The 16,382-nt window shown below is 66.8% G+C and carries 14 protein-coding genes; all 14 read left to right on the forward strand.

Annotated elements, in window-relative coordinates:
- From rsmH to ftsZ, 14 genes are read left to right on the forward strand one after another with little or no spacing between them, the layout of a single operon-like run.
- The gene (rsmH, locus tag PA6_RS12780; RefSeq protein WP_021701346.1) at positions 1-942 is read left to right on the forward strand and encodes a 16S rRNA (cytosine(1402)-N(4))-methyltransferase RsmH; all 942 of its coding nucleotides are present in this window, start codon (positions 1-3) and stop codon (positions 940-942) included.
- Entirely contained in the window at positions 939-1,232 is a 294-nt protein-coding gene (ftsL, locus tag PA6_RS12785; protein WP_021701347.1) for a cell division protein FtsL, read from the forward strand. The genes rsmH and ftsL overlap by 4 nt, the downstream gene beginning before the upstream one ends.
- Positions 1,229-2,980 carry a peptidoglycan D,D-transpeptidase FtsI family protein gene (locus tag PA6_RS12790; RefSeq protein ID WP_021701348.1) on the forward strand — a complete coding sequence of 584 codons (1,752 nt, stop codon included), beginning with the start codon at positions 1,229-1,231 and terminating at the stop codon, positions 2,978-2,980. Before ftsL ends, PA6_RS12790 begins: the two co-directional genes overlap by 4 nt.
- Positions 2,980-4,443 carry a UDP-N-acetylmuramoyl-L-alanyl-D-glutamate--2,6-diaminopimelate ligase gene (gene murE, locus PA6_RS12795; protein ID WP_021701349.1) on the forward strand — a complete coding sequence of 488 codons (1,464 nt, stop codon included), beginning with the start codon at positions 2,980-2,982 and terminating at the stop codon, positions 4,441-4,443. The genes PA6_RS12790 and murE overlap by 1 nt, the downstream gene beginning before the upstream one ends.
- Positions 4,436-5,809 carry a UDP-N-acetylmuramoyl-tripeptide--D-alanyl-D-alanine ligase gene (locus PA6_RS12800; protein ID WP_021701350.1) on the forward strand — a complete coding sequence of 458 codons (1,374 nt, stop codon included), beginning with the start codon at positions 4,436-4,438 and terminating at the stop codon, positions 5,807-5,809. The genes murE and PA6_RS12800 overlap by 8 nt, the downstream gene beginning before the upstream one ends.
- A gap of 2 nt (positions 5,810-5,811) precedes the next feature.
- Positions 5,812-6,894 (forward strand): phospho-N-acetylmuramoyl-pentapeptide-transferase, encoded by a 1,083-nt coding sequence (gene mraY / locus PA6_RS12805; protein ID WP_021701351.1) that lies wholly within the window; start codon positions 5,812-5,814, stop codon positions 6,892-6,894.
- 6 nt (positions 6,895-6,900) lie between these two features.
- A complete protein-coding gene (murD, locus tag PA6_RS12810) occupies positions 6,901-8,247 on the forward strand; it encodes a UDP-N-acetylmuramoyl-L-alanine--D-glutamate ligase (RefSeq protein WP_021701352.1) in 1,347 nt (448 codons plus the stop codon).
- Complete coding sequence (gene ftsW, locus PA6_RS12815) at positions 8,244-9,467, forward strand: putative lipid II flippase FtsW (protein ID WP_021701353.1); 1,224 nt, start codon at positions 8,244-8,246, stop codon at positions 9,465-9,467. Before murD ends, ftsW begins: the two co-directional genes overlap by 4 nt.
- Positions 9,457-10,527 (forward strand): undecaprenyldiphospho-muramoylpentapeptide beta-N-acetylglucosaminyltransferase, encoded by a 1,071-nt coding sequence (gene murG / locus PA6_RS12820; RefSeq protein WP_021701354.1) that lies wholly within the window; start codon positions 9,457-9,459, stop codon positions 10,525-10,527. Before ftsW ends, murG begins: the two co-directional genes overlap by 11 nt.
- Before the next feature lie 34 nt (positions 10,528-10,561).
- Positions 10,562-11,962, forward strand: coding sequence for a UDP-N-acetylmuramate--L-alanine ligase (gene murC / locus PA6_RS12825; protein WP_052520164.1), 1,401 nt, complete (start codon positions 10,562-10,564; stop codon positions 11,960-11,962).
- A complete protein-coding gene (locus tag PA6_RS12830) occupies positions 11,959-12,900 on the forward strand; it encodes a D-alanine--D-alanine ligase (protein WP_021701356.1) in 942 nt (313 codons plus the stop codon). Before murC ends, PA6_RS12830 begins: the two co-directional genes overlap by 4 nt.
- 3 nt (positions 12,901-12,903) lie before the next feature.
- Complete coding sequence (locus PA6_RS12835; RefSeq protein WP_021701357.1) at positions 12,904-13,779, forward strand: cell division protein FtsQ/DivIB; 876 nt, start codon at positions 12,904-12,906, stop codon at positions 13,777-13,779.
- Positions 13,780-13,794: 15 nt separating this feature from the next.
- Positions 13,795-15,039, forward strand: a complete 1,245-nt coding sequence (gene ftsA / locus PA6_RS12840) for a cell division protein FtsA (protein WP_021701358.1) — start codon at positions 13,795-13,797, stop codon at positions 15,037-15,039.
- Between the two features lie 52 nt (positions 15,040-15,091).
- A complete protein-coding gene (gene ftsZ, locus PA6_RS12845) occupies positions 15,092-16,291 on the forward strand; it encodes a cell division protein FtsZ (RefSeq protein ID WP_021701359.1) in 1,200 nt (399 codons plus the stop codon).
- Positions 16,292-16,382 lie beyond the last annotated feature (91 nt).

Below are 16,382 nucleotides of genomic sequence, written 5' to 3' on the forward strand. Positions count from 1 at the left end.
ATGACCAGCAGCTTCCGCCATATCACCGTGCTGCTCGACGAGGCCGTCGAGGCCCTCGCCGTGCGCGCCGATGGCTGCTACATGGACGGCACCTTCGGGCGTGGGGGGCACAGTCGGCTGATCCTCGAAAGGCTCGGGCCAGACGGTCGCCTGCTCGGATTCGACAAGGATCCACTGGCGATCGCGACAGGAAACGCACTGGCGGCCGAAGACGGCCGCTTCGTCGTTGTACAGCGCAGCTTCGCCGACCTCGGTGAAGAAGCGGCCGCACGTGGCCTGGTCGGTAAGGTCGACGGCCTGCTGCTCGACCTCGGGGTGTCCTCGCCGCAGCTGGACGATGCCGAGCGCGGCTTCAGCTTCCTTAACGACGGCCCGCTGGACATGCGCATGAACCCGGATGCCGGCATCAGTGCCGCCCAGTTCCTCGCCAGCGCCAGCGCCGACGAGATCGCCCGGGTATTCAAGGAATACGGTGAGGAGCGTTTCGCCAAACGCATGGCCCGCGCCGTGGTCGAGCGCCGCGAGCTCAAGCCATTCGAGCGCACCGCCGACCTGGCGCAGGTGCTCACCGATGCCAATCCGGCCTGGGAAAAAGGCAAGAATCCGGCGACCCGCGCCTTCCAGGGGCTGCGTATCCACGTCAACAACGAATTGGGCGACCTCGAACGCGGCCTCGATGCGGCGCTCGAGACCCTGGCGGTCGGCGGGCGCCTGGTGGTGATCAGCTTCCACTCGCTGGAAGACCGCATCGTCAAACAGTTCATGAAGCGTCAGGCCAAGGGCGAGGCGGACAACCTGCCGCGCGACCTGCCGATCATTCCCAAGGCCTTCGAGCCGCGCCTGAAGCTGCTGGGCAAGCCCATCTATGCCGGCGAAGCCGAGCTCAAGGCCAATCCGCGCTCGCGCAGCGCGGTGATGCGCGTAGCGGAGAAGCTGCGTTGAGCCGCCTGTACGCCAAGCCTCTGCCGCCCGGCACCTTGCTGCTGGTGCTGCTGTTTGCTGCCGTGCTGCTGTCGGCCATTGCGGTCGCCTACAGCGCGCACTGGAATCGCCAGCTGCTCAATGCTCTTTATACCGAGCTCAGCGTGCGCGACAAGATCCAGGCCGAATGGGGGCGCCTGGTGCTCGAGCAGAGCACCTGGACCGCGCACAACCGCATCGAGGCCCTGGCTGCCGGGCAGCTGAAGATGCGCATCCCCGAGCCCACTGAAGTGCAGATGGTGGCGCCATGATCGGTCTCGAAGGCGCTCTCTATCCCTGGCGTTTTCGCCTGGTGCTGGCGCTGCTGGCGCTGATGGTGGGTGCCATCGTCTGGCGTATCGTCGATCTGCATGTGATCGACCATGACTTCCTGCAGGCCCATGGCGACGCGCGCAGCGTGCGGCATATCCCGATCCCGGCACACCGCGGTCTGATCACCGACCGCAATGGCGAGCCGCTGGCCGTCAGCACCCCGGTCACTACCCTGTGGGCCAACGGCAAGGAGCTGTTCAAGGCGCAGGAGCGCTGGGGCGACCTGGCGGCTGCCCTGGGGCAGGAGCCTGGCTCCTTCTCCCGGCGCCTGACCCAGGCCCAGGATCGCGAGTTCATGTACCTGGTGCGTGGCCTCACGCCCGAGCAGGGCCAGCGCATCCTCGATCTCAAGGTGCCGGGTGTGTACGGCCTGGAAGAGTTCCGCCGCTTCTATCCGGCGGGCGAAGTCACCGCCCATGTGGTCGGCTTCACCGATGTCGACGACAAGGGGCGTGAGGGCGTCGAGCTGGCCTTCGAGGAGTGGCTGGCCGGCGTGCCCGGCAAGCGCCAGGTGCTCAAGGATCGTCGTGGTCGCCTGATCAAGGACGTGCAGGTCACCCAGAACGCCAAGGCCGGCAAGACCCTGGCCCTGTCCATCGACCTGCGCCTGCAGTACCTGGCCCACCGCGAACTGCGCAACGCGCTGATCGAGCAGGGCGCCAAGGCCGGTAGCCTGGTGATGATCGACGTGAAGACCGGCGAGATTCTCGCCATGGTCAACCAGCCTTCCTACAACCCGAACAACCGCCGCAACCTGCAGCCGGCCGCCATGCGCAACCGCGCCATGATCGACGTGTTCGAGCCGGGTTCCACCGTCAAGCCGATCTCTATGGCTGCTGCTCTGCAGACCGGACGCTGGAAGCCGGAGGACAAGGTCGAGGTCTACCCGGGTTCGCTGCAGATCGGTCGCTACACCATCAAGGACGTCTCCAAGACCCAGGGGCCGATCCTCGACCTGACCGGTATCCTGATCAACTCGTCCAACGTCGGCATGAGCAAGATCGCCTTCGATATCGGGGGCGAGACCATCCACGACATGATGGCCAAGGTCGGCTTCGGCCAGGACACCGGGCTGGGCTTCCCGGGTGAGCGCGTCGGCGAGCTGCCGAACCACCGCGAGTGGCGCAAGGCCGAGACCGCGACCCTGTCCTATGGCTACGGCGTGTCGGTGACCGCCATCCAGCTGGCCCATGCCTACGCCACCCTGGCCAATAACGGCATGGTGCTGCCGCTGTCCATGACCCGCGTCGACCGCCAGCCGGTGGGTGCCCAGGTGGTTCCGCCGGAGGTGGCCAAGAACCTGCAGGTGATGCTGCAGCAGGTCATCGAGGCGCCGCGCGGCGTGTTCCGCGCCCAGGTGCCGGGCTACCACGTCTCCGGCAAGAGCGGCACGGCGCGCAAGGCCAGTGTCGGCACCAAGGGTTACACCGAGAACGCCTATCGCTCGATGTTTGCCGGCTTCGCGCCGAGCACCAATCCGCGTATCGCCATGATGGTGGTGATCGACGAGCCGAGCAAAGGCGGCTACTTCGGCGGCCTGGTCTCCGCGCCGGTATTCAGCAAAGTCATGGCCGGCTCGCTGCGCCTGATGAACATTACCCCTGACAACCTGCCGCCGCCGGTCGATCCGGCTGCGGCGCAGCCGCAGACTGCCACTGCGGCCGCCACACCGGGAGGGCGAATCTGATGCCCATGCCCCTCAATCAACTGCTGCCGCAGGCAAGCGGCGCGACCCTGATCCGTGAACTGACCCTGGACAGCCGCAAGGTGCGCCCGGGCGACCTGTTCCTCGCCGTACCGGGCCTGGCCCAGGACGGCCGTGCCCACATTGTCGATGCCATCGCCCGTGGCGCCGCCGCCGTGGCTTACGAGGCCGAAGGCGCCAATGTGGTCAGCGCCAAGGGCGCCGAACTGGTGGCGATCAAGGGACTGGCGGGCCAGCTGTCGGCCATTGCCGGACGTTTTTACGGCGAGCCGAGCCGCGGTGTGCGCCTGGTCGGCGTCACCGGCACCAATGGCAAGACCAGCGTCAGCCAGCTGGTGGCGCAGGCCCTCGACCTGCTGGGCGAGCGCTGCGGCATCGTCGGTACCCTCGGCACCGGCTTCTACGATGCCCTGCAGAGCGGCCGCCACACCACGCCCGATCCGGTCGCCGTGCAGGCGACCCTGGCCGACCTCAAGCAGGCCGGCGCGCGCGCCGTGGCCATGGAGGTTTCCTCGCACGGTCTGGATCAGGGCCGCGTCGCGGCGCTGGACTTCGATGTGGCGGTGTTCACCAACCTGTCGCGCGATCACCTGGACTACCACGGTTCGATGGAAGCCTACGGCGCCGCCAAGGCCAAGCTGTTCGCCTGGCCGGACCTGAAGTGCCGGGTGATCAACCTGGACGATGACTTCGGTCGCCAGCTGGCAACCGCCGAGGCCGAGTCGCGCCTGATCGGCTACAGCCTGAGCGACGCCACGGCCTACCTGTTCTGCCGCGAAGCCAGGTTCGATGATCATGGCGTGCAGGCCAGCCTGGTCACGCCGCAGGGCGAAGGCCTGCTGCGCAGCCCGCTGCTCGGTCGTTTCAACCTGAGCAACCTGCTGGCCGTGGTTGGCGCCCTGCTTGGCCTCGGCTATCCGCTGGGCGATGTGCTGCACGTGCTGCCGCAGCTGCAGGGCCCGGTCGGGCGCATGCAGCGCTTCGGCGGCCAGGACCAGCCGCTGGTGGTGGTCGACTATGCGCACACCCCGGACGCCCTGGAAAAGGTGCTGGAGGCCCTGCGCCCGCACGTTACCGGCCGCCTGCTGTGCCTGTTCGGCTGTGGCGGCGATCGTGATCGCGGCAAGCGCCCGCTGATGGCCGCCGTGGCCGAGCGCCTGGCCGATGCCGTGCTGGTCACCGATGACAACCCGCGTACGGAAGACCCGGCGCAGATCCTCACCGATATCCGTGCCGGTTTCGCCAAGCCGGATGCCGTCGAGTTCGTCCACGGTCGGGGCGAGGCCATCGCCCGCCTGATCGCCGCCGCGCAGGTTGGCGATGTGGTGCTGCTGGCCGGCAAGGGGCATGAGGATTACCAGGAGATCGCCGGCGTGCGCCATGCCTTCTCCGACCTCGACGAGACCATCAAGGCGCTGGCCGCCTGGGAGGCTGCCCATGCTTAAGCCGCTGCTGCTGAGCGAAGTGGTGCAGGCCTTGGGCGCCCGCGTGGTGGGCGCCGATGTGGCGTTCACGGCTGTGTCCACCGATAGCCGCAGGATCGAGGCCGGTCAGCTGTTCATCGCCCTGGTCGGGCCGAACTTCGACGGCCACGACTACCTGGCCGATGTCGCCGCCAAGGGCGCCGTCGCCGCCCTGGTGCAGCGCGAGGTGGCCGGCGCGGCGCTGCCGCAGCTGCTGGTGCAGGACACCCGCATCGCCCTCGGCCAGCTCGGTGCTCTGAATCGCGCCGCCTTTAATAAGCCGCTGGCCGCCGTCACCGGCTCCAGCGGCAAGACCACGGTCAAGGAGATGCTTGCCAGCATCCTGCGCGCCGGCCTGGGCGGTCCGGTGCTGGCTACCCGTGGCAACCTGAACAATGACCTCGGCGCGCCGCTGACCCTGCTGGAACTGGCGCCCGAGCATGTCGGCGCGGTCATCGAACTGGGCGCCAACCATGTCGGCGAGATCGCCTACACGGTCGGCCTGACCCGTCCGGACGTGGCCATCATCACCAATGCCGGGCTGGCCCATGTCGGCGAGTTCGGCGGGCCGGAGAAGATCGTCCTGGCCAAGGGCGAGATCCTTGAAGGTCTGGGTGAGCAGGGCATTGCCGTGCTCAATCGCGACGACAAGGCCTTCGCCACCTGGCAGGCGCGCAATGGTGCCCGTCGGGTACTGAGCTTCGCCCTGCTGGATCAGGCGGCTGATGTGCATGCCGCAGAACTGTGGCGCGATGCCCGTGGCTGTGTCGGCTTCGCCCTGGCCGGCAAGGCTGGCCGGGCGCGCATCCAGCTCAACCTGCTCGGTGAACACAGCGTGGCCAATGCCCTGGCCGCCACTGCTGCCGCGCATGCCCTCGGCGTGCCGCTGGTCGGGATCAAGGCCGGGCTGGAAAGCCTGCAGCCGGTCAAAGGCCGCGCCGTAGCGGCGCTGGCGACGAACGGCGTGCGGGTGATCGACGACAGCTACAACGCCAACCCGCTGTCCATGTGCGCGGCAGTGGATATACTCGCCGCCTTCTCCGGCCGCACCGTCCTGGTGCTGGGAGACATGGGCGAGTTGGGCGAATGGGCCGAGCAGGGCCATCGCGACGTCGGCGCCCATGCCGCAGGCAAGGTCGATGCGCTCTATGCCGTGGGTCCGCTGATGGCGCATGCCGTCGCGGCTTTCGGTGCTAATGGCCGTCATTTCGCCGATCAAGCCAGCCTGATCGAAGCGCTTCGCGCCGAGTCGGGCGACACCACAATTCTAATTAAAGGCTCGCGCAGCGCAGCGATGGACAAGGTCGTCGATGCGTTGCTGGATCGGGCATCGGGGGAGGCTCACTAATCATGCTGCTGCTGCTGGCGGAGTACCTGCAACAGTTCCACACCGGCTTCGGGGTCTTCCAGTATCTGACCCTGCGCGGCATCCTCGGCGTGCTCACCGCCCTGGCCCTGTCGCTGTGGCTCGGTCCGTGGATGATCCGTACCCTGCAGATCCGTCAGATCGGCCAGGCCGTGCGCAACGATGGCCCGCAGTCGCACCTGTCGAAGAAGGGCACGCCGACCATGGGCGGCGCGCTGATCCTCACCGCCATCGCCGTCAGCACCCTGCTCTGGGCCGACCTGAGCAACCGCTACGTGTGGACCGTGCTGGCCGTGACCCTGCTGTTCGGCGCCATCGGCTGGGTCGACGACTACCGCAAGGTGATCGAGAAGAACTCGCGCGGCCTGCCGAGCCGCTGGAAGTATTTCTGGCAGTCGGTGTTCGGCCTGGCTGCCGCCGTCTTCCTCTATATGACCGCACAGAGCCCGGTGGAAACCACCCTGATCGTGCCGGTGCTGAAGGATGTGGCGATTCCGCTGGGCGTCGGCTTCGTGGTGCTGACCTACTTCGTCATCGTCGGCACCAGCAACGCGGTGAATCTGACCGACGGCCTCGACGGCCTGGCCATCCTGCCGACCGTGATGGTGGCCGGCGCGCTGGCGATCTTCTGCTACCTGTCGGGCAACATCAAATTCGCCGAATACCTGCTGATTCCCTACGTGCCGGGCGCCGGTGAGCTGATCGTGTTCTGTGCCGCGCTGGTCGGTGCCGGCCTCGGCTTCCTGTGGTTCAACACCTACCCGGCGCAGGTGTTCATGGGCGACGTCGGTGCGCTGGCCCTTGGTGCCGCGCTGGGCACCATCGCCGTGATCGTTCGCCAGGAAATCGTGCTGTTCATCATGGGCGGCGTGTTCGTCATGGAAACCCTGTCGGTGATGATCCAGGTCGCCAGCTTCAAGCTGACCGGCAAGCGCGTGTTCCGCATGGCGCCGATCCACCACCACTTCGAACTCAAAGGCTGGCCGGAGCCGCGCGTGATCGTGCGCTTCTGGATCATCACCGTAATTCTCGTCCTGGTTGGCCTGGCCACCCTGAAGCTGAGGTAATAGAGAGTGTCGCTGATCGCTTCCGACCAGTTCCGCATCGTTGTCGGCCTCGGCAAGAGCGGCATGTCCCTGGTGCGCTTCCTCGCGCAGCAGGGCGTGCGCTTCGCCGTGGCCGACACCCGCGCGAACCCGCCGGAACTGGCGACCCTGCAGCGCGACTACCCCGAAGTGGAAGTGCGCTGCGGCGAGCTGGATGTCGACTTCCTGTGCCGCGCCTCGGAGCTCTACGTGAGCCCCGGCCTGGCCCTGGCCACCCCGGCGCTGCGCGAGGCAGCCGCCCGTGGCGTGAAGATGTCCGGCGATATCGACCTGTTTACCCGTTATGCCAAGGCGCCGATCGTTGCCATTACCGGTTCCAACGCCAAGAGCACCGTGACCACCCTGGTCGGCGAGATGGCGGCGGCGGCCGGCAGGAAGGTCGCGGTCGGCGGCAATATCGGTACCCCGGCGCTGGATCTGCTGTCTGACGAAGTCGAGCTTTACGTGCTGGAGCTGTCCAGCTTCCAGCTGGAGACCACCGAGCGCCTCGGCGCCGAGGTCGCCACCTGCCTGAACATCAGCGAAGACCATATGGATCGCTATGACGGCATGGCCCAGTACCACCTGGCCAAGCACCGCATCTTCCGTGGCGCCCGTCAGGTGGTGGTGAATCGCGACGACGCCCTGTCGCGTCCGCTGATCGCCGATCAGGTGCCGTGCTGGACTTTCGGCCTGGGCAAGCCGGACTTCAAGCGTTTCGGCCTGATCGAGGAAGGTGGTGAGAAATACCTGGCCTTCCAGTTCGAGACCCTGATGCCGACCGCCGAACTGAAGATCCGTGGCGCGCACAATCAATCCAACGCCCTGGCGGCCCTGGCCCTGGGTCACGCCGTCGGCCTGCCGTTCGAGGCCATGCTGCAGACCCTGCGCCGCTTCGCCGGCCTGCCGCACCGTTGCCAGTGGGTGCGCGAGCTGCGCGGCGTGGGTTACTACGACGACTCCAAGGCCACCAACGTCGGCGCCGCCCTGGCCGCCATCGAAGGCCTGGGCGCGGATATCGCCGGCAAGCTGGTGCTGATCGCCGGTGGCGACGGCAAGGGCGCCGACTTCTCCGCACTGAAGGCGCCGGTGGCCCGCTTCTGCCGCGCCGTGGTGCTGCTTGGTCGCGATGCCGAGCAGATCGCCGAAGCGCTGGGCGACGCCGCGCCGCTGCTGCGGGTGAAGACCCTGGACGAGGCCGTGCAGCGCTGCGCCGAACTGGCCCAGAGTGGCGACGCCGTGCTGCTGTCGCCGGCCTGCGCCAGCCTGGACATGTTCAAGAACTTCGAAGAGCGTGGGCGCCTGTTCGCTCAGGCGGCGGAGGGCCTGCAATGACCCTGCTTGCCCGTCTGTTCGCCGCTCCGTCGCCGCTGCGCACCCGCCGCGGCATCGACCTCGACTTCCCGCTGCTGGCCGGTTGCCTGGCCCTGCTCGGCCTGGGCCTGGTGATGATCACCTCGGCCAGCTCGGAAGTCGCCGCGGCGCTGTCGGGTAATCCGCTGTACCACATGGTCCGCCACCTGATTTACCTGGCCATCGGCATCAGTGCCGCTGTGGTCACCCTGCTGATTCCCATGGCCTTCTGGCAGCGCTACGGCGCCAGCCTGCTGCTGATCGCCTTCGCCCTGCTGGTGCTGGTGCTGATCCCCGGCATCGGTCGCGAGGTCAACGGCGCCAAACGCTGGATCGGCTTCGGCCTGTTCAACCTGCAGCCGTCCGAGCTGGCCAAGCTGTTCACCGTGGTGTTCATCGCCGGTTATCTGGTGCGGCGCCAGGACGAAGTGCGCGAAAAACTCTCCGGCTTCCTCAAGCCGATGCTGGTGCTCGGCCCGATGGCCGTGCTGCTGCTGGCGGAGCCGGACTTCGGCGCCACCGTGGTGCTGGTCGGTTCCTGCATCGCCATGCTGTTCCTCGGCGGCATCAACCTGGTGCGCTTCATTCCGCTGGCCGCCTGCGTGCTGGTGCTCGGCGCCATCGTCATGACCAGCCAGGCCTACCGCCTGGAGCGCCTGACCAACTTCGTCGACCCCTGGGCCGACCAGTACGGCGCCGGCTACCAGCTGAGCCAGGCGCTGATCGCCTTCGGTCGCGGCGAGTGGCTCGGCGTCGGCCTGGGCAACAGCATCCAGAAGCAGTTCTACCTGCCCGAGGCGCACACCGACTTCGTCTTCGCCGTGCTGGCCGAGGAACTGGGCATGGTTGGCGCGCTGATCACCGTCGGCCTGTTCGTCTTCGTCGCCGTGCGCGCCCTGTACATCGGCCTGTGGGCCGAGAAGGCCAAGCAGTTCTTCGCCGCCTACGTGGCCTACGGCATCGCCATCCAGTGGATCGGTCAGGTGCTGATCAACATCGGCGTGAACGTCGGCCTGCTGCCGACCAAGGGCCTGACCCTGCCGTTCCTCAGCTACGGTGGCAGCTCCCTGATCATCTGCTGCGTCAGCCTGGCCATGCTCCTGCGCATCGAGTGGGAGCGGCGTACGTCGCTGGGCAGCGAGGACATCGAATTCAGCGAGTCGGACTTCTTCGACACCGAGGAGGTCAAGCATGCGCGGTAACGTCCTGATCATGGCCGGCGGCACCGGCGGCCACGTGTTCCCGGCGCTGGCCTGCGCCCGCGAGTTCCAGGCGCGCGGCTATGCCGTGCACTGGCTGGGCACGCCGCGCGGTATCGAGAACGAGCTGGTGCCGGCCGCCGGGCTGCCGCTGCACCTGATCCAGGTCTCCGGCCTGCGCGGCAAGGGCAAGCTGTCGCTGCTCAAGGCGCCGTTCCAGCTGGTTCGTGCCCTGTTCCAGGCGCGCCGAGTGATGCGCGAGCTGCAGCCGGTCTGCGTGCTCGGCATGGGCGGCTACGTCACCGGCCCCGGCGGCCTGGCCGCACGGCTGAATGGCGCGCCGTTGGTGATTCACGAGCAGAACGCCGTGGCCGGTACCGCCAACCGCAGCCTGGCGCCGTTCGCCAAGCGTGTGTGCGAGGCTTTCCCGAACACCTTCGGCAAGACCACCAAGCTGCGCACCACCGGCAACCCGGTGCGTGAGGAGCTGTTCCTGGAAACGCCGCGCGACAGCCTCAAGGGCCGCAAGCCGCGTCTGCTGGTGCTGGGCGGCAGCCTGGGCGCCGAGCCGCTGAACAAGCTGATTCCCGCCGCGCTGGCCAAGCTGCCGGCCGACTTGCGTCCAAAGGTGTTCCACCAGGCGGGCAAGCAACATGACGCCATCACCGCGGAGCGTTATCGCGAAGTCGCGGTCGAAGCCGAGGTCGCGCCCTTCATCAAGGACATGGCCGGCGCCTACGCCTGGGCCGACCTGGTGATCTGCCGTGCCGGTGCGCTGACCGTCAGCGAGCTGGCCGCCGCCGGCCTGCCGTCCTTCCTGGTGCCGCTGCCGCACGCGATCGACGACCACCAGACCCGCAATGCCGACTATCTGGCCAAGGAGGGCGCCGCCGTCCTTCTGCCGCAACATGCCACTGACGCGGACAAGCTCGCCGCGCAGCTGACCGAGGTTCTGATGCACCCTGAAAAACTCAAGACCATGGGCCGCACCGCGCGCACCCTGGCCAAACCGGACGCCACCCGCGTGGTAGTCGATATCTGCCTGGAGGTGGCCCGTGGCTAAGTCTCCCGCCGCTGCCCGTTCGGAAATCCGCCGCATGCGCCGCATCCGCCGCATCCACTTTGTGGGTATCGGCGGTGCCGGCATGTGCGGCATCGCCGAGGTGCTGCTGAACCTGGGCTACGAAGTGTCCGGCTCGGACCTCAAGGCTTCGGCCGTGACCGAGCGCCTGGAAAGCTTCGGCGCCACCGTGTTCATCGGCCACCGTGCCGAAAATGCCGAGCAGGCCGACGTGCTGGTGGTGTCCAGCGCCATCAACACCGCCAACCCGGAAGTGGCCACCGCCCTGGAGCGCCGCATCCCGGTGGTGCCGCGCGCCGAGATGCTCGCCGAGCTGATGCGCTACCGCCATGGCGTGGCCGTGGCCGGCACTCACGGCAAGACCACCACCACCAGCCTGCTGGCGTCGGTATTCGCCGCCGGCGGCCTGGACCCGACCTTCGTCATCGGCGGCCGCCTGAACGCCGCCGGCACCAATGCCCAGCTCGGCAGCAGCCGCTACCTGATCGCCGAGGCGGACGAGAGCGACGCCAGCTTCCTGCACCTGCAGCCGATGGTTTCGGTGGTCACCAATATCGACGCCGACCACATGAGCACCTACGGCGGCGACTTCAATGTACTGAAGAAGACTTTCGTCGAGTTTCTGCACAACCTGCCGTTCTACGGCCTGGCCGTGCTCTGCGTGGACGACCCGGTGGTGCGCGAGCTGCTGCCGCAGGTGGCCCGCCCGACCGTGACCTACGGCTTCTCGGAAGATGCCGACGTACGTGCCATCAATGTGCGTCAGGAAGGCATGCGCACCTACTTCACCGCGCTGCGCCGTGATCGCGAGCCGCTGGACGTGTCGGTGAACATGCCCGGCAACCACAATGTACTGAACGCGCTGGCGACCATCGCCATCGCCACCGACGAAGGCATCGAGGATGCCGCCATCGTCCAGGGCCTGTCGGGCTTCCAGGGCGTCGGCCGGCGCTTCCAGGTGTACGGCGAACTGCCGGTGGACGGTGGCAGCGTGATGCTGGTCGACGACTACGGTCACCACCCGCGCGAAGTCGCCGCGGTGATCAAGGCCGTGCGCGGCGGCTGGGCCGAGCGGCGCCTGGTGATCCTGTACCAGCCGCACCGCTACAGCCGTACCCGCGACCTCTACGAGGACTTCGTCCAGGTGCTGGGCGACGCCAACGTGCTGCTGCTGATGGAGGTCTACCCGGCCGGCGAGGAACCGATTCCCGGTGCCGACAGCCGTCACCTGTGCCACAGCATCCGCCAGCGCGGCCAGCTCGACCCGATCTACGTCGAGCGGGGTGTCGACCTCGCCCCCATCATCAAGCCGCTGCTGCGTGCCGGCGACATCCTGCTGTGCCAGGGCGCCGGCGATATCGGCGGCGTGGCCCCGCAACTGATCAAGCACCCGCTGTTCCAAGGTGACGCGAAATGAGCCTGCATTCCTCCCTCGATCCCAAGGCCTTCGGCCGCGTTGCCGTGCTGTTCGGTGGCAAGAGCGCCGAGCGTGCGGTATCGCTGAAGTCCGGTGCCGCCGTGCTGGAAGCGCTGCAGAGCGCCGGCGTGGACGCCTTCGGCATCGACGTCGGTGACGATTTCCTGCAGCGCCTGACGAGTGAGCGTATTGATCGCGCCTTTATCGTGCTGCACGGCCGTGGCGGCGAAGACGGCTCCATGCAGGGCCTGCTGGAATGCGCCGGCATTCCCTACACCGGCAGCGGCATCCTCGCCTCGGCCCTGGCCATGGACAAGCTGCGCACCAAGCGCGTGTGGCTGAGCCTGGGCCTGCCGACGCCTGCCCATGCCACCCTGGCCAGTGAAGAGGACTGCCATGCTGCGGCTGCCGAGCTGGGCTTCCCGCTGTTCGTCAAGCCGGCCCACGAGGGCTCCAGCATCGGCATGGCCAAGGTCGCCGATGTCGAGGCGCTGATCGCCGCCTGGAAGGACGCCAGCCGGTACGACTCGCAGGTGCTGGTCGAGCAGATGATCGACGGTCCGGAGTACACCGTCGCCATGCTGCGCGGTCAGGTGCTGCCGCCGATTGGCCTGGGCACTCCGCATACCTTCTACGACTACGACGCCAAGTACCTGGCCAATGACACCCAGTACCGCATTCCCTGCGGCCTCCCGGCCGACAAGGAAGCGGAACTCAAGGCGCTCACCGCGCGCGCCTGCGAAGCCGTGGGCACTCAGGGCTGGGCCCGCGCCGACGTGATGCAGGACGCCAACGGCCAGTTCTGGCTGCTGGAAGTCAACACCGTGCCAGGCATGACCGATCACAGTCTGGTGCCGATGGCCGCGCGTGCCGCCGGTCTGGACTTCCAGCAACTGGTGCTGGCGATCCTGGCCGACAGCGTCGAGGCGAGGGGTTAAGTCATGGTCGCCACCCTCCGTCATCACTCGCAGCCGATAGGGGGCGCCAGCCGGCGCCAGCCTATCGCTGCGCGTGGCGCCAGCCGGATGGTGGCCAAGGAACCGCTGGCCGCGCGCCTGCCGAAGGCGGATTTCAGTGGCCTTGGACGTGGTTTCAAGCGCCTCGGCTGGCCGTTGCTGCTGGTGGCGCTGGGCCTGGGCACCTACGAGGGCGCCCAGCGTCTGCTGCCCTATGCCGACCGGCCGATTGCCCGGGTCAGCGTGCAGGGCGAGCTGAGCTACATCAGCCAGCAGGCGGTGCAGGAGCGTATCGCGCCTTACACCGCGGCCAGTTTCTTCACCATCGACCTGGCCGGCATGCGTGCCGAGCTGGAGCAGATGCCCTGGATCGCCCATGCCGAAGTGCGCCGGGTGTGGCCGGACCAGGTGTCGATCACCCTGGAAGAGCAGCTGCCGGTGGCCCGCTGGGGCAGCGAGGCGCTGCTCAACAATCAGGGCCGCGCCTTCGCCCCGCGCGAAGCGGCCAACTACGAACACCTGCCGCTGCTGTCCGGGCCGCAACGCGCCCAGCAGCAGGTGATGCAGCAATACCAGGTGCTCAGCCAGCTGCTGCGGCCGCTGGGCTTCACCATCAGCAGCCTGGAGCTGCGCGAGCACGGCAGCTGGTTCATCAGTACCGCCCAGGGCGTGGACATCCTCCTGGGTCGGGATCACCTGGTCGACAAGATGCGCCGGTTCGCCAGCATCCACGACAAGGTGCTCAAGCAGCAGATCGCGAATATCGCGCGTATCGACCTGCGCTATGCCAACGGCCTGGCCGTGGCCTGGCGTGCGCCGGTGGCGCCAACGGCGGCAGAGCCCGCCGCCGTGAAGAATTGAGGAGAAGGTAGAACCATGGCAAGCGTGCAGAGCGGCAAGATGATCGTCGGCCTGGACATCGGCACCTCCAAGGTGGTGGCGCTGGTGGGCGAGGTGACGGCCGATGGCGAGCTGGATATCGTCGGTATCGGCACCAGCCCGTCGCGCGGCCTGAAGAAGGGCGTGGTGGTCAATATCGAGTCCACCGTGCAGTCGATCCAGCGCGCCATCGAAGAAGCGCAGCTGATGGCCGGTTGCCGCATCCACTCGGCCTTCGTCGGCATCGCTGGCAACCACATCCGCAGCCTCAACAGCCACGGCATCGTCGCCATCCGCGACCGCGAAGTCAGCCCGGCCGACCTCGAGCGCGTGCTCGACGCCGCCCAGGCCGTGGCGATCCCGGCCGACCAGCGGGTGCTGCATACCCTGGCGCAGGACTACGTGATCGATAACCAGGAAGGTGTGCGCGAGCCGCTCGGTATGTCTGGCGTGCGCCTGGAGGCCAAGGTGCATGTGGTCACCTGCGCCACCAACGCCGCGCAGAACGTCGAGAAGTGCGTGCGCCGCTGCGGCCTGGAAGTGGACGATATCATTCTGGAGCAGCTGGCTTCCGCCTACTCGGTGCTGACCGAGGACGAGAAGGAGCTGGGCGTGTGCCTGGTGGACATCGGTGGCGGTACCACCGACATCGCGATTTTCGCCGATGGTGCGATCCGTCACACCGCGGTGATCCCGATTGCTGGCGACCAGGTCACAAATGATATTGCAATGGCATTACGCACCCCGACCCAGTATGCCGAGGAAATCAAGATTCGGTATGCTTGCGCCCTAGCCAAACTGGCCGGTCCGGGTGAAACCATCAAGGTGCCCAGCGTAGGTGACCGGCCACCGCGGGAACTGTCCCGTCAGGCTCTGGCCGAAGTAGTCGAGCCTCGTTACGACGAGCTCTTCACGCTGATTCAGGCCGAGCTGCGGCGCAGTGGCTACGAGGACATGATTCCGGCAGGGATCGTCCTCACCGGCGGCACCGCCAAGATGGAAGGCGCCGTCGAACTGGCCGAAGAGATCTTTCACATGCCGGTGCGTTTGGGCGTACCCCACAGCGTCAAAGGACTGACCGACGTCGTGCGTAATCCAATCTATTCCACAGGCGTGGGCCTGCTGATGTACGGGCTGCGGAAACAGTCCGACGGCTTCCACGCGCCTGGGATTCAGTATGGCGATGAGCCCAAAACACCGGTACTGGAACGGCTTAAACGCTGGGTCCAGGGCAATTTCTGATGTGAAACCCGCGGTAGCTGTAGGCGATAATTAAAAAAGAAGGAGAGGGGAAATGTTCGAGCTCGTAGATAACGTTCCGCAAAGCGCAGTTATCAAAGTCATCGGCGTGGGTGGCGGTGGTGGTAACGCCGTCAACCACATGATCAAGAACAACATCGAAGGCGTCGAATTCATCTGCGCCAACACCGATGCCCAGGCGTTGAAGAACGTCGGTGCGCGTACCGTGCTGCAACTCGGCCCGGGCGTGACCAAGGGCCTGGGTGCCGGTACCAATCCGGAAATCGGCCGTCAGGCTGCCATGGAAGACCGCGAGCGTATCGCCGAGGTACTCAATGGTGCCGACATGGTCTTCATCACCACTGGCATGGGTGGCGGCACCGGTACCGGTGCGGCACCGATCATCGCCGAAGTGGCGAAAGAGATGGGCATCCTCACCGTTGCCGTGGTGACCCGTCCGTTCCCGTTCGAAGGTCGCAAGCGCATGCAGGTCGCCGACGAGGGCATCCGCGCCCTGTCCGATTGCGTCGACTCGCTGATCACCATCCCCAACGAGAAGCTGCTGACCATCCTCGGCAAGGACGCCAGCCTGCTGTCCGCCTTCGCCAAGGCTGACGACGTGCTGTCCGGCGCCGTGCGCGGCATCTCCGACATCATGCAGCGTCCGGGCCTGATGAACGTCGACTTTGCCGACGTGAAGACCGTGATGGGCGAAATGGGCATGGCCATGATGGGCACCGGCTGCGCCAGCGGTCCGAACCGTGCTCGCGAGGCCACCGAAGCGGCCATCCGCAACCCGCTGCTGGAAGACGTCAACCTGCAGGGCGCGCGCGGCATCCTGGTCAACATCACCGCCGGTCTTGATCTGTCCCTGGGCGAATACGCCGCCGTCGGCGAGATCATCGAGGCCTTCGCCTCGGAAGCGGCGACCGTCAAGGTCGGCGCGGTGATCGATCCGGACATGCGCGACGAGCTGCATGTGACCGTAGTGGCCACCGGCCTGGGTGCGCGCATCGAGAAGCCGGTCAAGGTGGTCGACAACACCATCGCGGCTGCTGCCGTGGCCACTCCGGCTGCTTCGATCAGCGCCGCGCCGCGTGCTGCCGAACAACCGGCCGTCAACTACAAGGACTACGAGCGCCCGACCGTTCAGCGCCAGAGCCTCGCCGGCAGCGCCGCCGCGGCCAAGCTGAATACGCAGGATGACCTGGATTATCTGGACATCCCGGCCTTCCTGCGTCGTCAGGCTGATTGATGGTATCTATCAGGAGTATATTGGTGATTGGTGTTCAGCAAAGGGCGGTTCTGCTATCATCGCCGCCCATTGTTGAAAACAGTTCGCAACA

Source organism: Aquipseudomonas alcaligenes NBRC 14159 (assembly GCF_000467105.1).
GTDB lineage: Bacteria > Pseudomonadota > Gammaproteobacteria > Pseudomonadales > Pseudomonadaceae > Aquipseudomonas > Aquipseudomonas alcaligenes.